At 73.3% G+C, this 21,091-nt stretch carries 23 protein-coding genes and 1 other RNA gene; 16 read left to right on the top strand and 8 right to left on the bottom strand.

Annotated features, from left to right (window positions below; genetic code table 11):
• Position 1: 1 nt before the first annotated feature.
• Positions 2 to 895 carry an oxidoreductase gene (locus tag DB32_RS08210; RefSeq protein WP_053238732.1) on the bottom strand — a complete coding sequence of 298 codons (894 nt, stop codon included), beginning with the start codon at positions 893 to 895 and terminating at the stop codon, positions 2 to 4.
• Positions 896 to 1,092: 197 nt separating this feature from the next.
• Between DB32_RS08210 and DB32_RS08205 the strand changes: the two genes are divergently transcribed.
• Positions 1,093 to 1,365, top strand: a complete 273-nt coding sequence (locus DB32_RS08205) for a hypothetical protein (protein WP_053231861.1) — start codon at positions 1,093 to 1,095, stop codon at positions 1,363 to 1,365.
• Here the strand turns inward: DB32_RS08205 and DB32_RS08200 are convergent.
• Positions 1,362 to 2,084: a hypothetical protein gene (locus DB32_RS08200; RefSeq protein WP_157068842.1), complete on the bottom strand. Its 723-nt coding sequence runs from the start codon at positions 2,082 to 2,084 to the stop codon at positions 1,362 to 1,364. The genes DB32_RS08205 and DB32_RS08200 overlap by 4 nt on opposite strands.
• Positions 2,085 to 2,491: 407 nt before the next feature.
• Between DB32_RS08200 and DB32_RS08195 the strand changes: the two genes are divergently transcribed.
• Positions 2,492 to 2,809 (top strand): helix-turn-helix domain-containing protein, encoded by a 318-nt coding sequence (locus tag DB32_RS08195; protein ID WP_053231859.1) that lies wholly within the window; start codon positions 2,492 to 2,494, stop codon positions 2,807 to 2,809.
• 161 nt (positions 2,810 to 2,970) lie between these two features.
• Here the strand turns inward: DB32_RS08195 and DB32_RS08190 are convergent, their stop codons facing one another.
• Positions 2,971 to 3,843: an aldo/keto reductase family oxidoreductase gene (locus tag DB32_RS08190; protein ID WP_053231858.1), complete on the bottom strand. Its 873-nt coding sequence runs from the start codon at positions 3,841 to 3,843 to the stop codon at positions 2,971 to 2,973.
• Positions 3,844 to 3,946: 103 nt separating this feature from the next.
• Here DB32_RS08190 and DB32_RS08185 point away from each other — a divergent pair, with 103 nt between their 5' ends.
• From DB32_RS08185 to ssrS, 7 genes are all read left to right on the top strand, one after another.
• On the top strand, positions 3,947 to 4,879 hold the full coding sequence (locus DB32_RS08185; protein WP_053231857.1) for a LysR substrate-binding domain-containing protein: 933 nt from the start codon (positions 3,947 to 3,949) through the stop codon (positions 4,877 to 4,879).
• Positions 4,880 to 5,375: 496 nt separating this feature from the next.
• Positions 5,376 to 6,719 (top strand): hypothetical protein, encoded by a 1,344-nt coding sequence (locus DB32_RS08180; RefSeq protein WP_053231856.1) that lies wholly within the window; start codon positions 5,376 to 5,378, stop codon positions 6,717 to 6,719.
• 42 nt (positions 6,720 to 6,761) lie between these two features.
• Entirely contained in the window at positions 6,762 to 8,939 is a 2,178-nt protein-coding gene (locus DB32_RS08175; RefSeq protein WP_053231855.1) for a hypothetical protein, read from the top strand.
• A 42-nt stretch (positions 8,940 to 8,981) separates the two neighbouring features.
• Positions 8,982 to 9,497 (top strand): peptide deformylase, encoded by a 516-nt coding sequence (gene def, locus DB32_RS08170; protein ID WP_053231854.1) that lies wholly within the window; start codon positions 8,982 to 8,984, stop codon positions 9,495 to 9,497.
• Positions 9,497 to 10,468 carry a methionyl-tRNA formyltransferase gene (fmt, locus tag DB32_RS08165; RefSeq protein WP_053231853.1) on the top strand — a complete coding sequence of 324 codons (972 nt, stop codon included), beginning with the start codon at positions 9,497 to 9,499 and terminating at the stop codon, positions 10,466 to 10,468. The genes def and fmt overlap by 1 nt, the downstream gene beginning before the upstream one ends.
• Positions 10,465 to 11,034, top strand: coding sequence for a cob(I)yrinic acid a,c-diamide adenosyltransferase (locus DB32_RS08160; protein ID WP_053231852.1), 570 nt, complete (start codon positions 10,465 to 10,467; stop codon positions 11,032 to 11,034). Before fmt ends, DB32_RS08160 begins: the two co-directional genes overlap by 4 nt.
• A gap of 45 nt (positions 11,035 to 11,079) precedes the next feature.
• A non-coding RNA gene (gene ssrS, locus DB32_RS44110) (6S RNA) lies at positions 11,080 to 11,268 on the top strand.
• Between the two features lie 387 nt (positions 11,269 to 11,655).
• On the opposite strand, the gene DB32_RS08155 is transcribed toward ssrS, so the two are convergent.
• The 4 genes from DB32_RS08155 to DB32_RS08140 form a co-directional block, all read right to left on the bottom strand.
• The gene (locus DB32_RS08155; RefSeq protein ID WP_053231851.1) at positions 11,656 to 13,536 is read right to left on the bottom strand and encodes an MXAN_5187 family protein; all 1,881 of its coding nucleotides are present in this window, start codon (positions 13,534 to 13,536) and stop codon (positions 11,656 to 11,658) included.
• Positions 13,537 to 13,588: 52 nt separating this feature from the next.
• Positions 13,589 to 14,308, bottom strand: a complete 720-nt coding sequence (locus DB32_RS08150; RefSeq protein WP_157068841.1) for a cupredoxin domain-containing protein — start codon at positions 14,306 to 14,308, stop codon at positions 13,589 to 13,591.
• A gap of 371 nt (positions 14,309 to 14,679) precedes the next feature.
• Entirely contained in the window at positions 14,680 to 15,063 is a 384-nt protein-coding gene (locus DB32_RS08145) for a hypothetical protein (protein ID WP_157068840.1), read from the bottom strand.
• Positions 15,064 to 15,076: 13 nt separating this feature from the next.
• Entirely contained in the window at positions 15,077 to 15,682 is a 606-nt protein-coding gene (locus tag DB32_RS08140) for a hypothetical protein (RefSeq protein WP_053231848.1), read from the bottom strand.
• A 370-nt stretch (positions 15,683 to 16,052) separates the two neighbouring features.
• Here DB32_RS08140 and DB32_RS46510 point away from each other — a divergent pair, with 370 nt between their 5' ends.
• A complete protein-coding gene (locus tag DB32_RS46510; RefSeq protein WP_157068839.1) occupies positions 16,053 to 16,451 on the top strand; it encodes a response regulator in 399 nt (132 codons plus the stop codon).
• Positions 16,448 to 16,801: a response regulator gene (locus tag DB32_RS08130; RefSeq protein ID WP_053231846.1), complete on the top strand. Its 354-nt coding sequence runs from the start codon at positions 16,448 to 16,450 to the stop codon at positions 16,799 to 16,801. Before DB32_RS46510 ends, DB32_RS08130 begins: the two co-directional genes overlap by 4 nt.
• A 36-nt stretch (positions 16,802 to 16,837) precedes the next feature.
• On the opposite strand, the gene DB32_RS48020 is transcribed toward DB32_RS08130, so the two are convergent.
• Entirely contained in the window at positions 16,838 to 17,212 is a 375-nt protein-coding gene (locus tag DB32_RS48020; protein WP_053231845.1) for a response regulator, read from the bottom strand.
• 195 nt (positions 17,213 to 17,407) lie between these two features.
• Between DB32_RS48020 and DB32_RS08120 the strand changes: the two genes are divergently transcribed.
• The 5 genes from DB32_RS08120 (at position 17,408) to DB32_RS08100 (ending at position 21,086) form a co-directional block, all read left to right on the top strand.
• The gene (locus DB32_RS08120) at positions 17,408 to 18,565 is read left to right on the top strand and encodes an MFS transporter (RefSeq protein WP_240481180.1); all 1,158 of its coding nucleotides are present in this window, start codon (positions 17,408 to 17,410) and stop codon (positions 18,563 to 18,565) included.
• A 66-nt stretch (positions 18,566 to 18,631) separates the two neighbouring features.
• The gene (locus tag DB32_RS08115) at positions 18,632 to 19,777 is read left to right on the top strand and encodes a pirin family protein (protein WP_083457239.1); all 1,146 of its coding nucleotides are present in this window, start codon (positions 18,632 to 18,634) and stop codon (positions 19,775 to 19,777) included.
• Between the two features lie 167 nt (positions 19,778 to 19,944).
• Positions 19,945 to 20,142, top strand: coding sequence for a hypothetical protein (locus tag DB32_RS46505; RefSeq protein ID WP_157068838.1), 198 nt, complete (start codon positions 19,945 to 19,947; stop codon positions 20,140 to 20,142).
• Positions 20,143 to 20,285: 143 nt separating this feature from the next.
• The gene (locus DB32_RS08105) at positions 20,286 to 20,633 is read left to right on the top strand and encodes a hypothetical protein (protein ID WP_053231843.1); all 348 of its coding nucleotides are present in this window, start codon (positions 20,286 to 20,288) and stop codon (positions 20,631 to 20,633) included.
• 105 nt (positions 20,634 to 20,738) lie between these two features.
• A complete protein-coding gene (locus DB32_RS08100) occupies positions 20,739 to 21,086 on the top strand; it encodes a hypothetical protein (RefSeq protein WP_053231842.1) in 348 nt (115 codons plus the stop codon).
• The last annotated feature ends 5 nt before the right edge of the window (positions 21,087 to 21,091 follow it).

Below are 21,091 nucleotides of genomic sequence, written 5' to 3'. Positions count from 1 at the left end.
CTCACGCGCCTCCGCGCGTGAGCGAGCGTCCGAGCTCGGTCGTCGCGAAGGGCGCCATGCCGTCGAAGTCGGTGCTCGACGCGAGGTCCTTCCATCGCGCGTCCTCGGCGGCGCGCTTCTGCGCGACCCACTCGGCCAGGTGAACCGCGTCGGTGCCGAGGAGCAGACGGAGCGGCGGCTCGGCGACCGACACGATGCGCAGGATCGCCTGCGCGGCCTTCGCGGGATCGCCGCGCATCATGTCGCGCGACTCGCGCGTGTGTTGGTTGTGCACGCCGACGGTCGCGCGATAGGGCGCGCTCGGCTCGTGCACCTGCATCGACGAGCCCGCCCAGTCGGTCCGCATCCCGCCGGGCTCGACGATCGTCGTGCGGATGCCGAGCGGCGTGACCTCGCGCGCCAGCACCTCGGTCAGCCCCTCGACCGCCCACTTCGCCGACTGGTACGCGCCGAGCCCCGGGCTGCCGAGCCGACCGCCGATCGACGAGATCTGGACGATGTGGCCCGAGCCCCGTCGCCGCATGACCGGGAGCACCGCGCGCGTGACGTGGAACACGCCGAAGAAGTTCGTCTCGAGCTGCGCGCGGAAGTCGTCCTCGTCGACGTCCTCGATCGCCGCGGAGTTCGCGTAGCCCGCGTTGTTCACGAGCACGTCGATGCGCCCGAAGCGCTCGACCGCGGCGTCGACGACCCGTCGCGCGTCGGCGGCTCGCGTCACGTCGAGCGCGACCGCGAGCACGCGCGCCGGGTCCTGCGCGACGAGGTCGTCGAGCGCGCGCGGATCACGCGCGGTGGCGACGAGCCGATCGCCCGCTGCGAGCACGGCGTCCGCGATCGCGCGGCCGAGACCGCGCGAGCTCCCGGTGACGAGCCAGACCTTGTCGTTGGTGTCCATGTTCACCTCCGCGCTGAACATGGGGAGCGGGGACGCGGCGCCACCAATCCGATCGCGCCAACGTCGTGAGCGTGAGCCCCCACGCTCACGCTCACGCGACACGCCTTCTCGTAGATTCCCGCCGCGCGCGAGCGGGTTGAGGGCGCCGCGCTCGCGCGGCCGTACCTCCACCGCGGGGCCTCGCGGGGGCACAGATCGTGATCACCACACTCTCGCGCGGCGAGCTCGTCGCGCAGGGCGCTGCGCTGCGCTCGTCGTATCTCGTCCAGCAGGCGGGCTACACGCTCGGGATCGCCGCGCTCGACGAGGCCGGCATCGCGGCCATCCTCGGCGACCGCAGCCTGCTCGAGGACGTCGCCACCGCGAAGACCGCGCGCGCCGACCGCTCGCTGGTCGCCGAGGAGGCCAAGGCCCGCACCGTCGGGCAGAGCGAGCACGTGCGCGACGCGAAGGCGCACCCCGCGAACTAGGGCGCGGCCACCAGCGGGGCGCACGTCGAGACGGCGGCGCCGACGACACGGATCGGCGCCTGCGTCACGACGGTCGTCAAAGACCCATCGCCGTCGTGATCGAAGCGCGTGACGTTCGAGTAGGACGGGTCCCCGTCCGACTCGGTGAACAGGATGAAGTCACCGCCGTAGAACGCGAACGCGAAGGCGTTCGTCAGGTTCATCGCGAGCGAATCGGTGGCGATGACCTCCGCCGTGTCCTTGTCGTACTCGATGATCTGCGCCGGAGCGCCTGCGAAGGCGAAGAGACGGCCGTCGCCGGTGCCCGTGAGCTCACCGCCGTTGTAGTCGATGAGCCCGATCTCCGTCAGGACGAGCTCGTCCGCGTCCATCCTGCCGAGCCGGCCGGCGTCGGGGCCCTGGCTGAACCCGCCGATGCCGTTCCAGGTGTGCGCGTAGAGCTTGTCGCACGGGTCGAGCGCGCTGTTCGAAGCGAAGCCCATCCCGAACAAGCCGAAGCCGGGCTGGCCGGTGGCATATCCCGGATCGACGCACGACGTCGGGTCGTTGACGTCGATGGCTTGGATATCGCCGTTGATGAACATCAAGTAGGCGATGCCATCGCGGCCGATGGCCATCGAGAAGAGGGAGCCTCCGGCACAGCCGAGCGACGCGGTGACCAGAGCGAAGTCGTGGGTCGTCGGGTCGTAGGTCCAGAGCTCGCCGTCGTCGCCGAGCACGTAGACGAGGTCCGTGCTCGCGGCGCACGCGCACGACTCGCCACCGGCGTCCGTGGTCGGACCGGAGTCCATGTCGCTGCCATCGGGCGCGGACGCGTCGCTCGGGCCCGCGTCCGTCGTCGGACCGGAGTCCATGTCGCTGCCATCGGGCGCGGACGCATCGCTGCCGTACGGATCAGACGCGCCGCCACCCCCGCACGCGAACGCGCCGACGAAGAGGCAACAGATGAAGGCGAGGTTCTTCATGGGCTGCGAGCGAGCTCCTACGCCGCGCGACGTGCGCGACCTCGGCGGCATGGCAACCAAGGCAAGCCGCCGCTATCCGAATTGCGCAGGCACCTGCGGAGCCACGCTACGTACGGCGCGCGGCGGAGTACCTCGACACGCACCTGGATCGTCAGGTCACGATGGCGGAGCTCACGCGCGTGACGGGCGTCAGTGTGCGGTCCCTCCAGGAGGGATTCCGGAGGTCCCGCGGATGCTCACCGCTCACCTTCGCGCGCACGCGCCGGCTCGAGCGCGCGCGTGTGCTGCTGTTGACGCACGACGACGCGCTGACCGTGAGCGAGGTCGCGCAGCGCGTCGGCATCCCGCACTTCGGTCGGTTCAGCGTGTACTACCGACAGCGCTTCGGCGAGACGCCGACGCAGACGCTGGGGCGGTCGTTCGGCGCGCGATCGACGCAGGGCGAGACGCAGGTGGGCACTGCGCCCGCCGCACCGTAACGTCGACACGGATCCGAGCTCCGGTCGACGAGCCACAGTCGAGGCAGCCTTCGAGGTGGCGTCGTCGTCCGGAGCTCGCCGCAGTCGGCGAACGCATCAGCCCGCGGCGTGCCTGCATCAGGAGCTCACGCGCCTGCGTCCAGAGCTCTCGCGCCTGCGGCTCACGCGCGCGCCGAGAGCCCGTCGAGCGTCTCGACGTCGTCGGCTCCGAGCACGAGCGACGCGCTCGCCAGGTTCTCTCGGAGGTGCGCGATCGACGACGTCCCGGGGATGAGCAGCACGTTGGGCGAGCGACGCAGCAGCCACGCGAGCGCGACTTGCATCGGCGTCGCGCCGAGCCGCGCGGCCACCGCGTCGAGCGTGCGGGACTGCAGCGGCGTGAACCCGCCGAGCGGGAAGAAGGGCACGTACGCGATCCCGAGCGCCGCGAGCTCGTCGATGACGGGGTCGTCCTCGCGGTGCCGCAGGTTGTAGTGGTTCTGCACGCACACGATCTCGGTGAGCCGGCGCGCCTCCGCGATCTGCGCGGGGGTGACGTTGCTGACGCCGATGTGCCGGACCAGCCCGCGCCGCTGCAGCTCGGCGAGCGCGGTGAGCGGCGCCTCGATCGAGCCCTCCGCCGGGCCCTCGGCGCGGTACATCACGCGGAGGTTCACGACGTCGAGCACGTCGAGGCCGAGGTTCCGCAGGTTGTCGTAGACGGAGCGCTCGATGTCCGCGGCGGACGCGGCGGCCTCCCACGACCCGCCCGGGCCTCGCACGGCGCCGACCTTCGTCGCGATGACGAGCCCATCGCGATAGGGATGCAGCGCCTCGCGGATGATCTGGTTCGTGACGTGGGGACCGTAGACGTCGCTGGTGTCGAGGTGGTCGACGCCCCGCTCGACGGCCTCGCGGAGCACCGCGACGGCGGCCCTGCGATCCGCGGGCGGACCGAAGACGCCGGGACCGGCGAGCTGCATGGCCCCGTAGCCGAGGCGACGAACGGTGAGCGTGCCGAGCGGATGGCGATCTACGACGGTGTGTTCGGGCATGGCGGCTTCCTTGTTGGAGAGAGCTCGCCGCCGATTCTGGGGAGCCGCTGCTGCGCGAGAATCCGCCGCAATCCGCACGGGCCGTGCGAGATTCCGGACAGCGATGGACGATCTCGCAGACCTCACCGCGTTCCTGGCGGTCGCTCGAGAGGGCGGGTTCCGCAGCGCCGCGCGCGTCACGGGCACGAGCGCGTCGCGCCTCGGCGACGCAGTGCGCCGGCTCGAAGCCCGGCTCGGAGTCCGGCTGCTCCACCGCACGACCCGCAGCGTCACGACGACCGACGCGGGAGCGCGCCTGCTCGAGCGGATCACGCCGGCGCTCGGCGAGGTGCGCGCCGCGCTCGACGTGGTGAACGACTTCCGCGATCGCCCCGCGGGCCGCCTGCGGCTCAACGTGCCGACCGCCGCGGCGCGGCTCGTCCTGCCTCACGTCGTGCCGGCGTTCCTCGCGAAGTACCCCGACATCCAGCTCGAGGTGAGCGCGGACGAGCGCCTGGTCGACACGGTCGCCGAGGGCTTCGACGCCGGCATCCGCTACGAGGCGTGGCTCGAGAAGGACATGGTGGCGGTGCCGATCGGCCCGCGCGTCCAGCGCTTCGCCGCGGCGGCGTCCCCCGCGTACCTGGCGCGACGAGGTCGCCCGACGCATCCGCGCGAGCTGCTCGAGCACGACTGTCTGCGGTGGCGCTTCACCCGCGGCGCGCCGCACCCGTGGGACCTCGAGCGCGACGGCGAGACGATCACGGTGGACCCGAAGGGCCCGCTCATCGCGGGCTTCGGCGGCGCCACCGATCTCGCGGTGGCGGCGGCGGTGGCGGGCACCGGGATCATCTACCTGTTCGAAGACTGGCTGCGGCCGTTCCTCGATCGCGGGGAGCTCGTGCCGGTGCTCCAGCCGTGGTGGAGGAGCGTCTCCGGGCCGTTCCTCTACTACCCCGGCCGCCGGCACCTGCCGGCGCCGCTCCGCGCGTTCGTCGACTTCGTGAGGTCGATGGAGCCGACGCAGCCGCGCGCACGTCGCCGCGCTGCGCGTTGAGCGCGGCGCGAGCGCGCTGCACGCATTCATCTTCGCGCGACACACCTGCACGAGCGCGCTGCACGGCCGCGCGGCACGCCTGCACGACCGCGCTGCACGCCTGCACGAGCGCGCTGCACGGCCGCACGACCGCGCTGCACGCTCGCTCCGAGACGCGCGGCACGCCTGCCCCAGCTCGCTGCACGCGTGCATCCACGCGTGGCACGCCTGCACCGACACGCCGCACGCCTGCGTCGACCGACGGCACGCCTGCACCGACACGCCGCACGCCCGCACCGACACGCTGCACGCCTGCACCGACCGACGGCACGCCTGCAACGGCGCGCTGCACGGCTGCGTCGCTGCGCTGCGCGGTGGGTGCGACGCGGTGACGCCGCGCGCGAGCGGCGCGTCGCGCCTCACGCTCCGTTCGGGCTCCCTCCGCGGACCACGCTCGCCCCGGACTTTCTCGCGTCTCCCCAGCTCCTAGCTGTCGTGACGACCCGGGAGGTGTGGGATGGGTACGCGACGTCTGCGTCGATGGCTCGCGCTCTGCGCGATCACCGCGGCGCTCCTCGGCTGCGACGGCGAGCTCGGCGGCTCGCCTGCCAGCTCCCGCAGCGACGTCGACGGCGATCCCGTCGTCGACAACGCGACGCGGCTCGTCGAAGAGGGACGCGAGATCTTCCGCTTCGACACGTTCGGGGACGAGGCGTTCTGGGGCGATCAGCTCCAGCTCCACCGCGCGATCGCGGGCGCCGAGAACGGCGGCGTCGGGCCCGGGCTGACGCCCACGGCCGCGCTCGGGCTCGGCCTGAAGGTCGACGCCGCGGCGATCCCCGCCGCCCTCGCCGCGAGCATCCAGGCGGGCGAGGTCGACCTCGAAGATCCCGCGACCACGCTCGCGCTGCTGCGCATCGACGCGGTGGTCGGCGTGCAGGGGTTCTTCGCCGACGACGGCTCGCTGCGCTCGGTCGGCATCACCTGCGCGATCTGCCACTCGACCGTCGACGACTCGTTCGCGCCCGGCATCGGCGTGCGGCGCGACGGCTGGCCCGCGCGCGATCTCGACATCGGGCGCATCGTCGCGCTCGCGCCGAACCTCACGCCGATCGCGGAGCTGCTCCAGGTCGACGTCGAGACCGTGCGCACCGTGCTGACGAGCTGGGGCCCCGGGAAGTACGACGCCGAGCTGCTGCTCGACGGCCGCGCGTTCCGCCCCGACGGAGGCAGCGGCGCGACGGTGCTGCCCGCGGCGTTCGGCCTGCAGGGCGTGAACCTCCACACGTACACGGGCTGGGGCTCGGTGCCGTACTGGAACGCGTTCGTCGCGAACACCCAGATGCACGGCATCGGGAACTTCTACGACCCGCGCCTCGACGACGCGACGCGGTTCCCGGTCGCGGCGCGCGCGCGCCTCGGCCACATCAGCAGGCCGCCGAGCGAGGATCGCATCACGCCGAAGCTGCCCGCGCTGCACGCGTACCAGATGGCGCTCGTGGTGCCGACGCCGCCCGCGGGCAGCTTCGACCCCGCGGCGGCCGCGCGCGGGCGGGTGGTGTTCGAGGGCCCGGCGCGCTGCGCGAGCTGCCACGTGCCGCCGCTCTTCACCGAGCCGGGCTGGAACATGCACACGCCCGAGGAGATCGGGATCGACGACTTCCAGGCGAGCCGCTCGCCCGACGGTCGCTACCGCACGACGCCGCTGCGCGGGCTCTTCACGCGGATGCGCGGCGGCTTCTATCACGACGGACGCTTCGCGACGCTCGAGGACGTGGTCGCGCACTACGAGCGCGTCTTCTCGCTGGGCCTCGACGACGCGGAGCGCCGCGACCTCGTCGAGTACCTGAAGAGCCTCTGACGCTCGCATCCGCCGGCGGGGCCGAGGTAGATTCACGGGCGGATGCCCTCGCGCATCGATCTCGTGGATCCCGGCCCCGACGGCGAGGCGCTCGCAGCCGGCCTGCGCGCCGCGGGCTTCGACGTCGCGCTGCGCGCGATGCCGGAGGTGCCGCGCACGCAGGCCGACGCGCTGGTGCTCGCGGGCGACGCGCCGAGCGCGCTCGAGACGCTGCGCGCGCTGCGCGACGACGGAGTCTCGCCGGACACGCCGGTGGTGTTGCTCGGGACGCCGCTCGGCACCGCGCATCGTGGTGAAGGCGGCGCGGGCTTCGGGGCGCAGGCGGTGCTGCTGCGGCCGATCGCGCTGGGCGCGCTGGTGGACACGCTCTCGCGCGTGCTCGCGCCGCCGGAGGAGCCGGGAAGCGACACGTCGCAGCACCGGGCGCGCGGCGAGCGCACGCTCGAGCTCGAGGCGCGCACCGGCGAGAGCATCTACCCGCGCGACCTCGACGCGCGCGAGGTCGGCCGCGACGACGACGAGCTGCCGGCGCTCGCGAGCGTGGCGCCGATGATCCCGATGACGCCGTGGCGCCAGGAGCGCACGCCGTCGTCGTCGTCGGGCTCGACGTCGTCGGGCGGGACGACCGGAGACGGCTCGTCCGCCGGCGTGATCCGCGGGCCGACGGCGGCGATCTCGGAGCGGCTGCGGCTGCTGCTCGAGGCGGCGGATCGCCGGGTGTTCCCGGGACGCCCGCCGGTCGATCTGTCGCTGCCGGGCGGCGACGAGCCCGCGATCGAGCTGGTGCCGGCGCACCTGCTCGAGGGCGACGACTTCACGGCCCCGCCGGTCGCGACGCAGCAGTCGGACGACGATCCGATCGACGCGTTCACGTTCGTGGGCGGGCCGGTGCTGCCGAGCGCGTCGGGGCTGATCGCGGAGCTACCGCCGCCGCCGCGCGCGCCGAGCGCGAGCGAGCCGCCGCCGGTGCCGGACGGCGAGGACGCGCCGCCGCCCAAGACTGCGCCGGGGACGCCGACGAGCCTGTCGAAGCGCCCGCCGCCGCGCCGCGAGCCGACGGTGCCGCCGCGCGCGTCGGAGCCACCGGGCACCGGCGTGCACTCGCGGCGCGTCAGCTCGATGGCGCCGATGATGCCGGAGCGCGAGTGGCCGGCGGAGGACTCGGTGCTCGGACGCGCGACGCCCGAGGGCGGGCGGCGAGGCGCGCTGGGCGACGGAGGCGCGCTGCGGCTGTTGCTGCGGATCGCGGAGCTGCGGCTCGACGCGCAGGTGACGATCACGCCGTCGAGCGGCGAGGCGCTCGCGATGACGCTCGTCGCGGGCGAGGTGGCGCGCATCGAGACGCCGGTCGCGCGCGGGGCGGCGGCGATCCTGCGACGGCGAGGCGCGGGCGTGGGGCTCGCGGACGACGAGGCGAGCGCGGTGCGAGCGCTCGACGACGCGCAGGAGCGCGGCGCGATCACGCGCTTCGAGCGGGCGCGCGCGATGCGCGAGGCGCACCTCGAGCGGCTGCGCGCGGTCGTGGCGCTCGAGCGCGGATCGTTCGTGCTGACGCGGCTCGAGCCGAACGAGCTGCCGCCGCCGGCGCCGTCTCCGCTGGGCGCGCCGCTGCGGCTGGCGCTGCTCGATGCGGCGCGGCGCGGGCTCGACGCGTCGCGGGCGCGCGCGGTGCTCGGCGGGCTGGTGACGCTGCGGCGGGGGCCGCGCTTCGACGCGCTGGCGATCGAGGGGCTGATCGCGCCCGAGCTGGCCGAGCTGCTGGCGCAGCACGAGGGGGCGTCGCCGGAGCGGCTGGTGGCGGCGGCGCCCGACGAGCCCGGGCTGCACGGCGTGGTGTGCGCGCTGGTCGCGGCGGGCGCGCTGGTGGCGCAGCCGGCGCTCGAGCTCGACGTCGCGCGCGACGAGCACCGCCGCCTGGCGCGACGCCTGATCGAGGAGGCGGCGCGCACCGCGGAGGACGCCGACTACTTCACGATCCTCGGGGTCGCGCACGACGCGACGGCGCGCGATCTCGACCGCGCGCACACGGCGCGGCGCGACCAGCTGCTCGCGCTGGCGCTCGAGGATCTCGACCTCTCGTCGCTCGAGGCGCTGCGCCGCGGCGCCCTCGAGAGCCTGGAGGAGGCGTACCGCGTCCTGTCCGATCCGCGGTGGCGCGAGGCCTACGCCCGCGCCCTGTCGCACACCGAGCGTCTTGCGACCACGGTGGGCGAGCACTAAACCCTTCCGTCCCTTCGGCCAAGAAGCCCCGAGGCCCACGCGATGGCGATCCGCACGATTCTCCACTACCCCGACAAGCGCCTCCGCATCCCGGGCGAGCGTGTGACCGACTTCGGGCCCGAGCTGCAGACGCTCGTGGACGACATGGCCGAGACGATGTACGCGGCCCCCGGCGTGGGCCTCGCGGCGACGCAGATCGGTGTGGCGCTGCGGGTGTTCATCATCGACGTCGCGACCGGCGACGACGAGCCGAGCGATCTCCGGGTGTTCGTGAACCCCGAGATCCTCGAGCGAAACGGGGAGGTCGTCTGGGAGGAGGGCTGCCTCTCGTTCCCCGGCGTGCACGAGGAGATCGACCGCGCCGAGCGCGTGAAGGTGCGCGCGCAGGACCGCAACGGGCAGGTCTTCGAGCTCGAGGCGGACGGGCTGCTCGCGGTGGCGGTCCAGCACGAGAACGACCACCTCGAGGGCAAGCTGATGGTCGACCATCTCGGCATGCTCAAGAAGCGGATGGTCCACCGGCAGATGATGAAGCGCGCCGCCGACGCGGCCGAGTGATGACGCGGCCGCGCGCGCTCTTCTTCGGGACGCCGCAGTTCGCCGTGCCCTGCCTCGATGCGCTGTGCGACGTCGCCGACGTCGTGCGCGTGATCTCGCAGCCGGATCGCCCGGCGGGACGCGGGCTCGCGGAGCAGGCCCCACCGGTGAAGCAGCGCGCAATCGAGCGCGGCATCCCGGTGATGCAGCCGACGAAGGTGAAGCCGCCGGAGCTGGCGGCGGAGCTGAAGGCGCTCGACGTCGAAGTGGCGCTGGTGGTCGCATATGGGCGCATCCTGCCGAAGGGCCTGCTCGAGGCGCCGCGGCGTGGGTGCGTGAACGTGCACGCGTCTCTGCTGCCGAGATGGCGAGGGGCGGCGCCGATCCAGTGGGCCGTCGCGGAGGGCGACGCCGAAAGCGGCGTGTGCCTGATGGAGATGGACGAGGGGCTCGACACCGGTCCGGTGTTCGCGCGCGCGGCCACGCCGATCGGGGCGGACGAGACGGCGGGTGAGCTGGGCCCGCGGCTGAGCGCGATGGGCGCGGAGCTGGTGCGCGCGGCGCTGCCGCGGTGGCTGGCGGGCGAGCTGCGCGCGGAGGCGCAGGACCCGTCGGGTGTGACGCTCGCGCGGCTTCTCACGAAGGAAGACGGCTTCGTCGACCTCGGGTGGAGCGCGCAGCAGGTGCACGATCGCGCGCGCGGGATGCACCCGTGGCCGGGCGCGAGCGCGATGTTGGTCGAGCCGGGGCGCGCGCCGGTGCGGGTGAAGCTGCACCGCACGCGCGTGCTCGAGCGCGAGGGCGTGCACGGCGCGCCGGGCGCGATCGTGGCGGCGGGCGGGAACGGGATCGAGATCGCGTGCGGCACCGGGCGGCTCGCGCTGCTCGAGCTGCAGCTCGAGGGCCGCAAGAAGCTGGGCGCGGCGGAGTTCCTCGCGGGGCGGCGTCTCGCGGAGGGCACGCGGCTGATCCGCGAGGGGAGCGAGCCGTGAAGATCTATACGAAGACCGGCGACGCCGGGCAGACCGGGCTCTTCGGGGGCGATCGGGTGTCGAAGGCGTGCCCGCGCGTCGAGGCGTACGGCGACGTCGACGAGCTGAACAGCGTGCTCGGGATCGTGCGCGCGGAGGGCGCGATCGGCGGGCGCTTCGACGAGCTGATCGCGTCGATCCAGAGCCGGCTTTTCGACCTCGGGGCGGAGCTCGCGAACGAGCGCGGCAAGGACCTCGGGATCCCGCTGGTCGACGAGGACGACGTGGTCGCGATGGAGCACGCGATCGACCACGCGGAGGGCGAGCTGGCGCCGCTGCGCACGTTCGTGCTGCCGGGGGGCTCGAAGCTCGCGGCGCACCTGCACCTGGGGCGCACGGTGTGCCGGCGCGCGGAGCGGCGCGTGGTGGCGCTGATGGAGAGCGGCGCGACGGTGCGGCCCGAGGTGATCCGCTACCTGAACCGGCTGAGCGATCTGCTCTTCGTGCTGGCGCGGCTGGCGAACCATCGCGCGTCGATCGCGGACGTGCCGTGGATCGGGCGCGGCACGCAGAAGCGTTCGGGGTGATCGCGCTTGACCCACCTGGGACGCACGTTCAGTCTTGGCTCACGCGTCCCTCTGTCTGGTTCGAGCAAGGTCAAACGATAAGAATCCCGTACGACCTTTGATCCTCGGGAGCCACTCTCGATCGTGGTGAGCAGACCCGGCAAACGTCACCGGGGAGCCTGAAGCGGTCGATACCGGCGCCCACCTAAGAGGCTTCAGGGGTTCTTTCGAGACCGACGGCTGGATGGTACGGACGCGGCTGTTTTTCCGGGGGGCTGCGCGCCCCCCGTGCCCCCGAGCTGCGCGCGGGTCCCCAACCCGCTTGCGATCTCGAGCGGCGGGCCGCGTGGCGAGCACGATGGCCGGTGCGCCGCCCCCCGCACCCCCGAGCTGCGCGCGGGTCCCCACCCGCTTGCGACTCGAGCGGCGGGCCGCGGGAGAACGATGGCCGGTGCGCCGCCCCCCGCACCCCCGAGCTGCGCGCGGGCCCCAACCCGCTTGCGATCTCGAGCGGCGGCCGGGGGCCGAGACCGCCGCGCCCGGTCCGCGAGCCGGTCCCACTCCCCGACCCGGTCCCGCTCCCGAACCGGATCCGCTCCCGCCCCCGCCCGGGTCCGGCCCCGGACCCCGACCCGGACTCCGTCAGTCGCGGATGGGCGTGGCCTTCAGCGCGGCCTTGCCGTCCTTCACGTAGACGGTGAAGCGCACCTTCGCGGCGTCGTGGCGCTTGAGGATCTGGTCGCGGTTCTTGCGCAGCGTGACGACGAACTTGTCGTAGGTGAGCCCGGCGGTGGGCTCGCCGCACTCCTTCTTCGTCGCGACGAACTGCTCGAACACTTCCTTGAAGTGCGCCTCCTGCTCGGCGTCGCTGTCGCCGCCGCCGGCCGCCTTCGCGAGCAGCTCCTGGGGCACGCGCGCGACCATCGTCGCGCCGTCCTCGTCGTCCGGCTCCTCGGGGCCGAGCGCAGGCAGCGGCGCCTCGACCTTGCGCGGCGCCTGCACCGGGCCGCTGCCCGCGGCCACCGGCTCCGCAGGCATGCCGAGCAGCGTGCTGCCCAGCGACGGAGCCGGTGCCGGCGTGACCGCCTGCGCCGAGCCCGGCGGCTTGGGCGGCGGAGGCTTCGGGCCGGCCGCGGGCACCGGCGGCTTGGGCGGCGGAGGCGCCGCCGGCTTGGCTTCTTCCTTGGGCGACGGAGGCGCGATCGGCTTCGCCGGCTCCGGCGCGGCGGGCGGCGCGGGCGGGATCTCCGCCGCCTCGCCTCCACCACCGCCACCCGCGAACCCGAAGAACGCGGGCGACGACTGCTCCGGCACCGGCCCGAGGATCTCGTCGAGGTCCGCTGCGCGACGCTTCGGCGCGGTCGCCGCGGTCGCCTCGATCTTCTCGATCGTCTCGTTCACGTGCGCCGCCGCCGTGCGCAGCTGGCCCGCGAACTCCACCGGGATCAGCTTGTCGACCTCGCGCTTCGCGAGGCGCGCCGTCGCGTCGCGGAACTTCCCGAGCGGGCGATCGTGCTCCAGCCACACGAAGAGCAGCCCGATCAGGAACGCGAGCAGGCCGAGCGCGATCACGCCCATGCCGAGCCCGCTCCCGAGGAACTCGGTCCAGTCCTGCGACGACGGCAGCGAGAAGATCGCGAGCGGCGAGCCGGTCGTCGGCACGGGCCGCGCGATCGCGTAGCCGACCTGCGCCTGGCCGGCGCTGCCGACGACGAACGAGTAGACCGCGAGCCCGCCGGTCGGCAGCTCCGTCGGCTCGCTGCGATCACCCTCCGCGAGCTGCGCGATCACCGTCTCGAGCGGCGCGGCGATGTCGTCCTGGCGCGGCGCGCTCGTGCCCGGCGGCAGCAGCTCCTGCCCCGCCATCGCGCTCGCGAACACCTCGGGCCCGCGGAAGAACCCGACGCTCGCGCCCGCGATCCGGTTCGGCCCCGCGAGCAGCTGCGCGAACTGCGCGTCGATGCGCTTGCCGTGGATGATCGCGCCGACGTACTGGCCGCCGTCGATCACCGGGCGAGCCGCCATCCGGTAGACCTCGCCGTTGAAGATCCAGACGTCGTCGCGCACGTAGCCGTCGAGCGCGCGCCGCACGAGCGGGAAGCCGCCGACGCCCGCGCCGCGCGGCACCGTCGGCCCGCCGAGCTGCCCGACGATGATCCCGTTCGCGTCGGTCGCGATCACGAGATCGCCCGCCATGCCCTCGAGCTGCCGGTTGAGCTCGGTGAGGCGCGTGGTCAGCCGCTGCACGACTGCCGCGTCGATGTCCTGTCCCTCGCGGCGACCCGTCGCCTCGCGCAGCGCGCTCCGCACGTCGCCGTGCGCCGCGAGCGGGGCCATCGCGTCGATGCGCGAGCGCGCGTCGAGCTTGAGGATCGCCTCGAGCTCGAAGCGATCGCGGCGGAGCGCGTCGCGCACCGCCTCTTCGCTGCGCTCGTCGAGGAGCCGCACCGAGACCATCGCGAACGCGAGGCCCATGACCGCCGCGATCGCGAGGAGCAGGTACCAGACACGGGAAAGGATCATCGGGTGACCTCGACCTGGTCAGCGCCAGGGCAGCAGGGCTCGGAGGCTCGCATCAGGGCGCGGCCGCGCCCTGCGGCGCGGAAGACGGCTGCGGCGCAGACGGCGGCGGCGGAGAAGACGACAGCGGGATCGCGGGCACCGTGAGCTGACCGCTCTCGGGCACGACGATCTCCTGCGTGTGGAGCTCGCGCGCGCCCTGGAAGACGTGCAGCTGGTACGTGCCCGCAGCGACGCCGCGGAACGTGTACGCACCGTTCGGCTCGACGAAGCCGCGCGCGACGAGATCCGGGATCGCGTGCAGGTGCCCGCGGATGTGCGGGTGCACGCGATCGCGCACCGGCCAGTTGCCGGGCTGCGGGACCGTCACCGGGCGTGCGTTGCCGGGCGCCGTCTGGATCGCGCCGAAGTCCGAGAGCCCTTCCGCGAAGAGCTCGTACGCGACTCCGTCGTCGTTCCGGATCTGGATCGCGGTGCCGGCGCGCACGACGAGCGTCGCCGGCGTGAGCGTGCCGTTGTGCACGCGATACGGCGGCTGCTCTCCCTCGGAGGGCGCGCCTGGCCCGGTCAGCACGACCGCGATCTCGCGCGCCACGTCGAGGCGCGTCGGGCGCGGGTCGAGCACGCCGTTCCACTCCTCCCAGTACCTCGCGCGCGCACGCTGGGCGTCGGTCTCGACGGGCGTGGTCTGCGACGCGAGGTCGGAGGGCACCGTGAGCGTGCCGCGCACGTCGACCGCGAGGCCGACGGCAGGAATGCCGAGGATCGCGAGCATCACCGGAAACGCGCGCAGCGCTCGTCGGACGCGCCGGTCGTTCCGTCCTCGACCCTCGGGATGTCGGACCTCGTGCGCGCTCCGATCGTCGGAGCGCCGGACCGTTCCTCTCATGGACCTCCCTGCCCTGTCGCCCGCGTGCTCCGGCACGGCTGTGCCTTCACGCCGGGCCCGCCATCGCGTCCAGAACGCGGCATGCCGCGCTGGACGGCACCGCGACGACGAGCCCGGAGCACCGTGAGCGACCTCGCGAAGCGTAAACAACGCCAGCGCGCAGGGTCAACGACGAACGAGATTCCGTCCCTGGCGGATCCGCGGATCGGCACCGCGATCCCACGTGGAGATCGCGTCGGCGCCGATCGAGGAGGCGATCAGAACAGATCGCGGAGCGTGATCTCGGGCTTCTTCTTCTGCGTGAGGACCGCGTTCACGGCCTTCACGATGCGCGTCTTCACCGGACCGCTGACGGTCTGGCCACCGAGGGCCTTCGTCATCGCGGCGCCCGTCACCGGACGGCCCGAGCGGGGCTTCTGCTTCAGGACCGCCTCGTCCTTCTCCGCCTTGCCGTCCTTCATCGCCTTCTTGGTGGCGACGAGCTTCCGGTCCTCGGCGGTGCGCTGCTCGATGTCCTTCGAGGCGAGCACCACGCGGCGCGAGTCGATCTTGTTGGTGCTGAGGAAGTCGCTGAGCTTCGACATGTCTGCTTCGATTCCGGGTTTTGCGGGGCCGAAGTAGTAGACGAAGCGCGCCGCCACCGCAAACGGCCGCTCAAGACGCGAGCGGCGCGGGCGGGATCGCCATGTCCGGCGTGAGGTCGGGACGCTCCTCGGAGACGTCGGGCATCGGCGCGACGCGCGCCTCGACGCACGGCGCGCTCAGGCGCTGCGCGAGGCCGAGCGCGGCGTCGGTCGCGATGCCGTACGCGAGGTGCGCGACGAGCCCGCGCGCGTGCGCCTGCCACGGATAGGCGCGCGGCGGTCCCGCCAGGCGCATCGCGGTGTTCAGCACCTCGTCGTTCACGACGAAGAGCGCGAGCCCGAGCGCCGCGCCCGCGAGCGGCGAGACACCACGACCGCCGCGCGCGAGCGCGTAGAGCGCGCCGGGCACGACGCCGAGCGCGTAGTGGACCCCGAGCGCGGGACGATCGAGCGCGTCGCCCGTCAGCGTCATCCCGCGCGCGGCGGCGACGCGCGTCACGACGTTGCGCGTGGGATCGAGCCCGCCGGGCCGTGCGTGCGCTTCTCGCTCGCGCTCGGCCTCGCCCTCGCGCTCGTAGAGCGCCGTCGAGACGCGATCCAACACCCAGACACCGATCGCGCCCGCGATCGCGCCCTTCAGGATCGCGCTCACCACGCTCGCCGGATCCCGCTCCATCGCCGACCTCCTCGCGGCCACGTGTCGAGCAAGACGCATGCGTGAACGGCGACGCGCGAGCTGTGACTTGCGTTCGGCGACCCACGTGTCGAGATGGGGAGTCCGCGCCGTGCCTCTCTCGCGTCGTCAGCCATGCTCGGTCGCACCCTTCGGCTCCGATGGGCTCTGCTCGCGCTCCTCGCGCGATGCGGCGACGAGCGCGCCGACGACGGCGCGCACGAGGGCTCGCGCGACGAGCGTGCCGATCGACGCCGCAGGCCGCGGCCGCGCATCCGGGCACCACCACGTCCCCGGTCGGACGCGAAGGGCACGCGCGAGCGCGACGTCGCTTGGCCTCGTGCCCGATCCGCCTCAGGATGGAGATCCACCGATGACGTCCTCTCCCATGACGATCGTCGTGATCGAAGATCACGCGGACTCGCTCGAGATGATCTGCGAGGTCCTCGAGCTCCGCGGCCTCGTCGCGCACGGGTTCTCGTCCGGGGCCGCTGCGTGGGCCGCGATCGCGCAGTCGGCGCCCGACGTCGTGATGACCGATCTGCGCATGGGGACGATGAGCGGGATCGAGCTCGCGAAGCTCGTGCGCAACGAGCCCTCGCTCGACGGAGTCGCGCTCGTCGCGCTCTCCGGTGACGTGCCGGAGCTGCAGCGACACCAGTCGGACGGGCTCTTCGACATGCTGCTCGCGAAGCCGGTCGATCTCGTCGAGCTCCCGCAGCGGCTCGAGGCGCTGCGCGGTCGTCGCGCCGCGCGCGTGGTGGATCGATGAGCGTTCTCGTCGTCGAGGACAACGACGACGTCCGCGAGCTGGTCGCGATGGTGCTCACCGACGCGGGCTTCGAGGTGCTCGAGGCATCCGACGGCGCGCGCGCGCTCGACGTGCTGCGCAATGCGCCGGTCCCGCCGTGCGTCGTGCTCCTCGACGTGATGATGCCGCGGATGGACGGCTACGGCGTCGTCGCGGCGCTGCGCGAGGAGCCGCGCCTCGCGCACGTGCCCGTGGTGTTCGTCACCGCCGACCAGCACGCGCGCGAGGTCGACGGCGTGCTCGAGGTCGTGCGCAAGCCGGTCGCGCCGGCCGCGCTGGTCGATCTCGCGTCGCGCTTCTGTCGCTGCTGATCACGCGATCGCTGCTGATCACGCGATCGCTGCTGATCACGCGATCGACGCGAGCAGCTCGAGCAGCGCGTCGAAGTCGATCGGCTTCGTGAGGACGTGCGCACAGCCCGCCTCGCGCGCGTGCTCGAGCTCGCTCGGGCGCGAGTACGCGGTGCACGCGACGATGCACGCGTGGCTCGTCGCGGGATCCTCGCGCAGCACGCGCGCGACCTCCCAACCCGACAGCACCGGCAGGCCTAAATCGAGCAGCACGACGCGCGGGCGCACGTCGCGCGCGAGCGCGATCGCCTCCTGGCCGTCGCTCGCCTCGACCGTGTGATAGCCGCGCGCCTCGAGCAGGGTGCGCAGCAAGGCGCGTGCGTCGGCGAAGTCGTCGACGATCAGCACCGTCGGCGGCGGCGTGCGGCTCACGGTGACTCCGCATCTGGGACCCCTCGCGACGGGGCGCAAGCGCGCGAGCGCACGACGCACCGCGTCACGAGATCCCGGCGGCGGCTCGGTGCGTTCGGTGCGATCGTGCTCGGTCGGAGGAGACGCGACGCAGTGGACGATGGAGCACGACGCGCCGTCGCGAGCTCGAGCCCGCCCGACCCCAGGGCGCGACGTGTGGTCAGGCTCGTCCTGCTCACCGTGTTCCTCGACATGATCGGGTTCGGGATCGTGATCCCGCTGCTGCCGCTCTACGTGCGCTCGATGGGCGGCGACGCGCAGACGGTGGGCACGCTGCTCGGCGCGTTCTCGCTCACGCAGCTGCTCGCGACGCCTGTGCTCGGGCGTCTCTCGGATCGCGTCGGACGGCGGCGGGTGATCGCGGTGAGCCTGCTCGGGAACGCGCTCTCGATGGTCGTGTTCGCGCTCGCGGCGTCGCGCGAGATGCTCCCGCTGCTCTTCGCGTCGCGCATCCTCGCGGGCGCGACCGCGGGCAACCTGAGCGCGTGCCAGGCGGCGGTCGCGGACGTCACGCCGGAGCGCGATCGAGCGCGCGCGATGGGCGTCGTCGGCGCAGGCATCGGGCTCGGCATGGTGCTCGGGCCGGTGCTCGGAGGCGTGCTCAGCGAGCACGGCGCGTGGGTGCCGCCGCTCGTCGCAGGCGCGCTCGCGGCGGTCGATCTCGCGCTGGTGCTCGTGCTGATGCCCGAGACGCACGTGCAGCGCGACGTGCCCGCATCGCACGAGGGAGTGCTCGCTCGAGCGCGCGCGTCGGTGGGGCGTCCCGGCGTGCCGCGCGTGCTCGCGCTCTACTTCCTCGTGTTCCTCGGGATGACGAACGTGCAGGTCGCGCTGCCGCTGCTCGTCGGCGCGCGCTTCTCGTGGGACGCGACCGACGTCGGGCACGTGTTCGCGCTGCTCGGGCTCGCGACGCTCGTGACGCAGCTCTTCTTGATCGGGCGGCTCTCGCGCGCGCTCGGTGACGCGCTCCTGCTCGCGCTCGGCGCGGCGTTGCTGGGCGGTGGGCTCGCGACGGTCGCGCTCGGCGCGATTCCCGTCGTGCTGCTCGCGGGCGTGCTCGCGATCGGGCTCGGGCTCGGGATGACGAACCCTGCGCTCGGCGCGCTCGCAGCGCGGCTCGCCCCGGCGGAGGCGCGCGGCGCGGTGCTCGGGCTCGCGCAGTCGAGCGGAGGTCTCGCGCGCACCGTGGGCCCGGTGTGGAGCGGGATGCTGTTCGCGCGGCTCGCGCCGTCCGCGCCGTTCCTCGCGGGCGCGATCGCGGCGGCGGTCGCGCTGGTGCTCGCGCTCGCGCTGCGGGCGCGCAGCGGCCCGTGAGCGGAACGCAGCGTTGCGCACGGCGGCGTTGTGATGCGTGCGCGCTCGGCGCAACCTGGAGCTCTCATGAGCGAGAGCCGTTCGACGCGACGTGACGTGCTGAAGGTGATCGCCGCCGCGAGCGCGGCGGCTGCGACGGGATGCGCCCCCGCGTCGGGCGGCGCGACGCATCGAGCGAGCCGCGGCGCGGCGCCGCGCGAGAGCGCGTTCGTGTCGGCGACGCCGCTCGGCGCGCTCTGGGAGACGCGCGATCCGTTCCTCTTCTGCGCGCACCACGACGATCGTTATCCCGCCGGCAACGAGCGGCTCGGGCCCGACGCGTCGCTCGCGGGGCACGACATCGGCAGCGACTTCGAGGGCGTCGACGGCTGGCGCATGTACCACGGTGACGTGGTGCCGGGGTTCCCCGAGCACCCGCACCGCGGGTTCGAGACGGTGACCGTCGTGCGCGAGGGGCTGCTCGATCACTCGGACTCGATGGGCGCCACCGCGCGCTACGGCGCGGGCGACGTGCAGTGGCTCACCGCGGGCCGCGGCATCGAGCACGCGGAGATGTTCCCGCTGCTCGAGCGCGAAGGGCCGAACCCGCTCGAGCTCTTCCAGATCTGGCTGAACCTGCCGAGCGCCGACAAGATGACGGCGCCGCATTTCTCGATGCTCTGGGGCGATCGCATCCCGCGGCACGTGGCGCGTGACGAGCAAGGACGCGAGACGCGCGTCACGGTCGTCGCAGGCACGCTCGGCAGCGCACGCCCGCCCTCGCCTCCGCCGAGCTCGTGGGCGTCACGCGAGGGATCCGACGTCGCGATCTGGACCATCGAGCTCGCGCCGCACGCGACGTGGACGCTGCCCGCCGCGCGACGCGGATCGAACCGCGACGCGTACTTCTTCGAGGGCAGCACGCTGCGGATCGACGATCGCGAGGTCGAGCGCGGCCACCGCATCGAGCTGCGCGCCGAGCTCGCGACGACGATCGAGAACGGCCCCGAGCGCAGCGAGCTGCTGCTCCTCCAAGGGCGTCCGATCGGCGAGCCGGTCGTGAAGTACGGCCCGTTCGTGATGAACACGCGCGACGAGATCCGACAAGCGATCGACGACTACCAGCGCACGCGCTTCGGTGGTTGGCCGTGGGGCCGTCGGGATCCCGTGCACGCGCGCGAGCAGGGCCGATTCGCGCGGCACGCCGACGGACGCGTCGAGCGCCCCGCGTGACGCCGTGCGCCTCGGCCGCGAGGCGCGATCGTGGCAGCAGACCCCTCGCGACGACGCACGCGCGCGAGCCCTCCGCGCGCTCGCAGGCGCGACGAGCCGCGGCACGCGCGTCGCAGTCCTCGGGCGCGCGCCGCGACACGACGTGCGGCGAGGGAGAGCGGAACGTCATGAAGAACTACTGGTGGGTGCTCGCGATCACGCTCGCGCTGCCGCTGCTCGCCGGCTGCGAGGATCGCCGGGGCACCGGCATGGGCATGGGCGAAGAGGAAGAAGAGGTCGAGGTCGAGAAGCCGAGCGGCGGCGTCGAGTACGAAGAGGACGTCGAGGAGTACGACGTCGAGCGGGAGCCCGGCGGCGGGCTCTGATCGACGACCTCTCGATCGATCCTCGATTGCGCAGCACGGGAGTCGAGCGTGCCAGTCCGATTGGCACGCTCGACTCTCGTGCTCGCGCGGCATCGACTGAATGCGTCACGCGCTCGCGGCATGGAACGAGCATCTTCGAGAGCATGCGCCCGAACGAAACGGACGAAGTCCCCGCTGCCGCGGCGTTCCATCCCGACGCGCGCACGAAGCAGCGATGTGCGGAGTACGAGGTCGCGCTCGCCGAGGCTCTACGCCTCGAGATGGAGCGCGACGCTTGCCTCGACGAGGCGCTGCTCCTCGAGGTCGCGCCGCACCCCGACGTCACGTCGGTGCTCGTCGTCGTCGTCGCGCCGGCGTCTCGGCACGTCCTGCTCCGCGATGCGCTCGAGCGCGCGCGCGAGCGCATGCAGCAGGTGATCGCGGCGCGCGTCGCGGGTGCGCCCCCCGAGCTGACGTTCGCCGTGATGCCGCCGGCCGACGTGAGCTCTTGATCGAGCGCACCTGGACGCACCCTGCAGCACGCGAGCCGTGTGACGACTCGCCGCGGGTGCGGCACGGATTCGCAACCGAGCGTGCGCGCGACTAGGATGCGGCGCATGGAACGGGACATCGAAACGCTCATCCGCAGCTTCACGCTCGATCTGCAGCGCCTCACTCGCTCGGCCGTGGTCGAGAGCGTCGCGAGCGCGCTCGGATCGAATGGCGTGCCCGCGCGTCGCGCGACCCTCGTCGCGCCGAAAGCCGGTGCGTCCTCCGCGAAGGGCGATCACGCGGTGCGGGTCCTCGAGCAGGTGCGCGCGACGCCGGGGATCCGCGTCGAGCAGCTCGCGGAGAAGCTCGCGCGTCCGAGCGCGGAGCTGAAGCCGGTCGTCGCGAAGCTCGTGGCGTCGGGCGAGCTGCGCAAGCAGGGCCAGCGTCGCGGCACGCGCTACTACGCGCGCTGACGCGG

The organism is Sandaracinus amylolyticus (genome assembly GCF_000737325.1).
Lineage (GTDB): Bacteria > Myxococcota_A > Polyangia > Polyangiales > Sandaracinaceae > Sandaracinus > Sandaracinus amylolyticus.
This window is presented reverse-complemented; position numbering and strand designations above follow the sequence as displayed.

What these genes read in the sequence shown, in the direction of transcription:
- DB32_RS46505 (WP_157068838.1), top strand. Translation starts at nt 19,945, where the DNA reads ATGAAGAACTACTGGTGGGTGCTCGCGATCACGCTCGCGCTGCCGCTG.
- DB32_RS08140 (WP_053231848.1), bottom strand. Translation starts at nt 15,682, where the DNA reads ATGGAGCGGGATCCGGCGAGCGTGGTGAGCGCGATCCTGAAGGGCGCG.
- DB32_RS08185 (WP_053231857.1), top strand. Translation starts at nt 3,947, where the DNA reads ATGGACGATCTCGCAGACCTCACCGCGTTCCTGGCGGTCGCTCGAGAG.
- DB32_RS08105 (WP_053231843.1), top strand. Translation starts at nt 20,286, where the DNA reads ATGCGCCCGAACGAAACGGACGAAGTCCCCGCTGCCGCGGCGTTCCAT.
- DB32_RS08155 (WP_053231851.1), bottom strand. Translation starts at nt 13,536, where the DNA reads ATGATCCTTTCCCGTGTCTGGTACCTGCTCCTCGCGATCGCGGCGGTC.
- DB32_RS46510 (WP_157068839.1), top strand. Translation starts at nt 16,053, where the DNA reads ATGACGTCCTCTCCCATGACGATCGTCGTGATCGAAGATCACGCGGAC.
- DB32_RS08210 (WP_053238732.1), bottom strand. Translation starts at nt 895, where the DNA reads ATGGACACCAACGACAAGGTCTGGCTCGTCACCGGGAGCTCGCGCGGT.
- DB32_RS08175 (WP_053231855.1), top strand. Translation starts at nt 6,762, where the DNA reads ATGCCCTCGCGCATCGATCTCGTGGATCCCGGCCCCGACGGCGAGGCG.
- DB32_RS08150 (WP_157068841.1), bottom strand. Translation starts at nt 14,308, where the DNA reads ATGCTCGCGATCCTCGGCATTCCTGCCGTCGGCCTCGCGGTCGACGTG.
- DB32_RS08115 (WP_083457239.1), top strand. Translation starts at nt 18,632, where the DNA reads ATGAGCGAGAGCCGTTCGACGCGACGTGACGTGCTGAAGGTGATCGCC.
- DB32_RS08195 (WP_053231859.1), top strand. Translation starts at nt 2,492, where the DNA reads ATGGCGGAGCTCACGCGCGTGACGGGCGTCAGTGTGCGGTCCCTCCAG.
- DB32_RS08100 (WP_053231842.1), top strand. Translation starts at nt 20,739, where the DNA reads ATGGAACGGGACATCGAAACGCTCATCCGCAGCTTCACGCTCGATCTG.
- DB32_RS08180 (WP_053231856.1), top strand. Translation starts at nt 5,376, where the DNA reads ATGGGTACGCGACGTCTGCGTCGATGGCTCGCGCTCTGCGCGATCACC.
- def (WP_053231854.1), top strand. Translation starts at nt 8,982, where the DNA reads ATGGCGATCCGCACGATTCTCCACTACCCCGACAAGCGCCTCCGCATC.
- DB32_RS08190 (WP_053231858.1), bottom strand. Translation starts at nt 3,843, where the DNA reads ATGCCCGAACACACCGTCGTAGATCGCCATCCGCTCGGCACGCTCACC.
- DB32_RS08130 (WP_053231846.1), top strand. Translation starts at nt 16,448, where the DNA reads ATGAGCGTTCTCGTCGTCGAGGACAACGACGACGTCCGCGAGCTGGTC.
- fmt (WP_053231853.1), top strand. Translation starts at nt 9,497, where the DNA reads ATGACGCGGCCGCGCGCGCTCTTCTTCGGGACGCCGCAGTTCGCCGTG.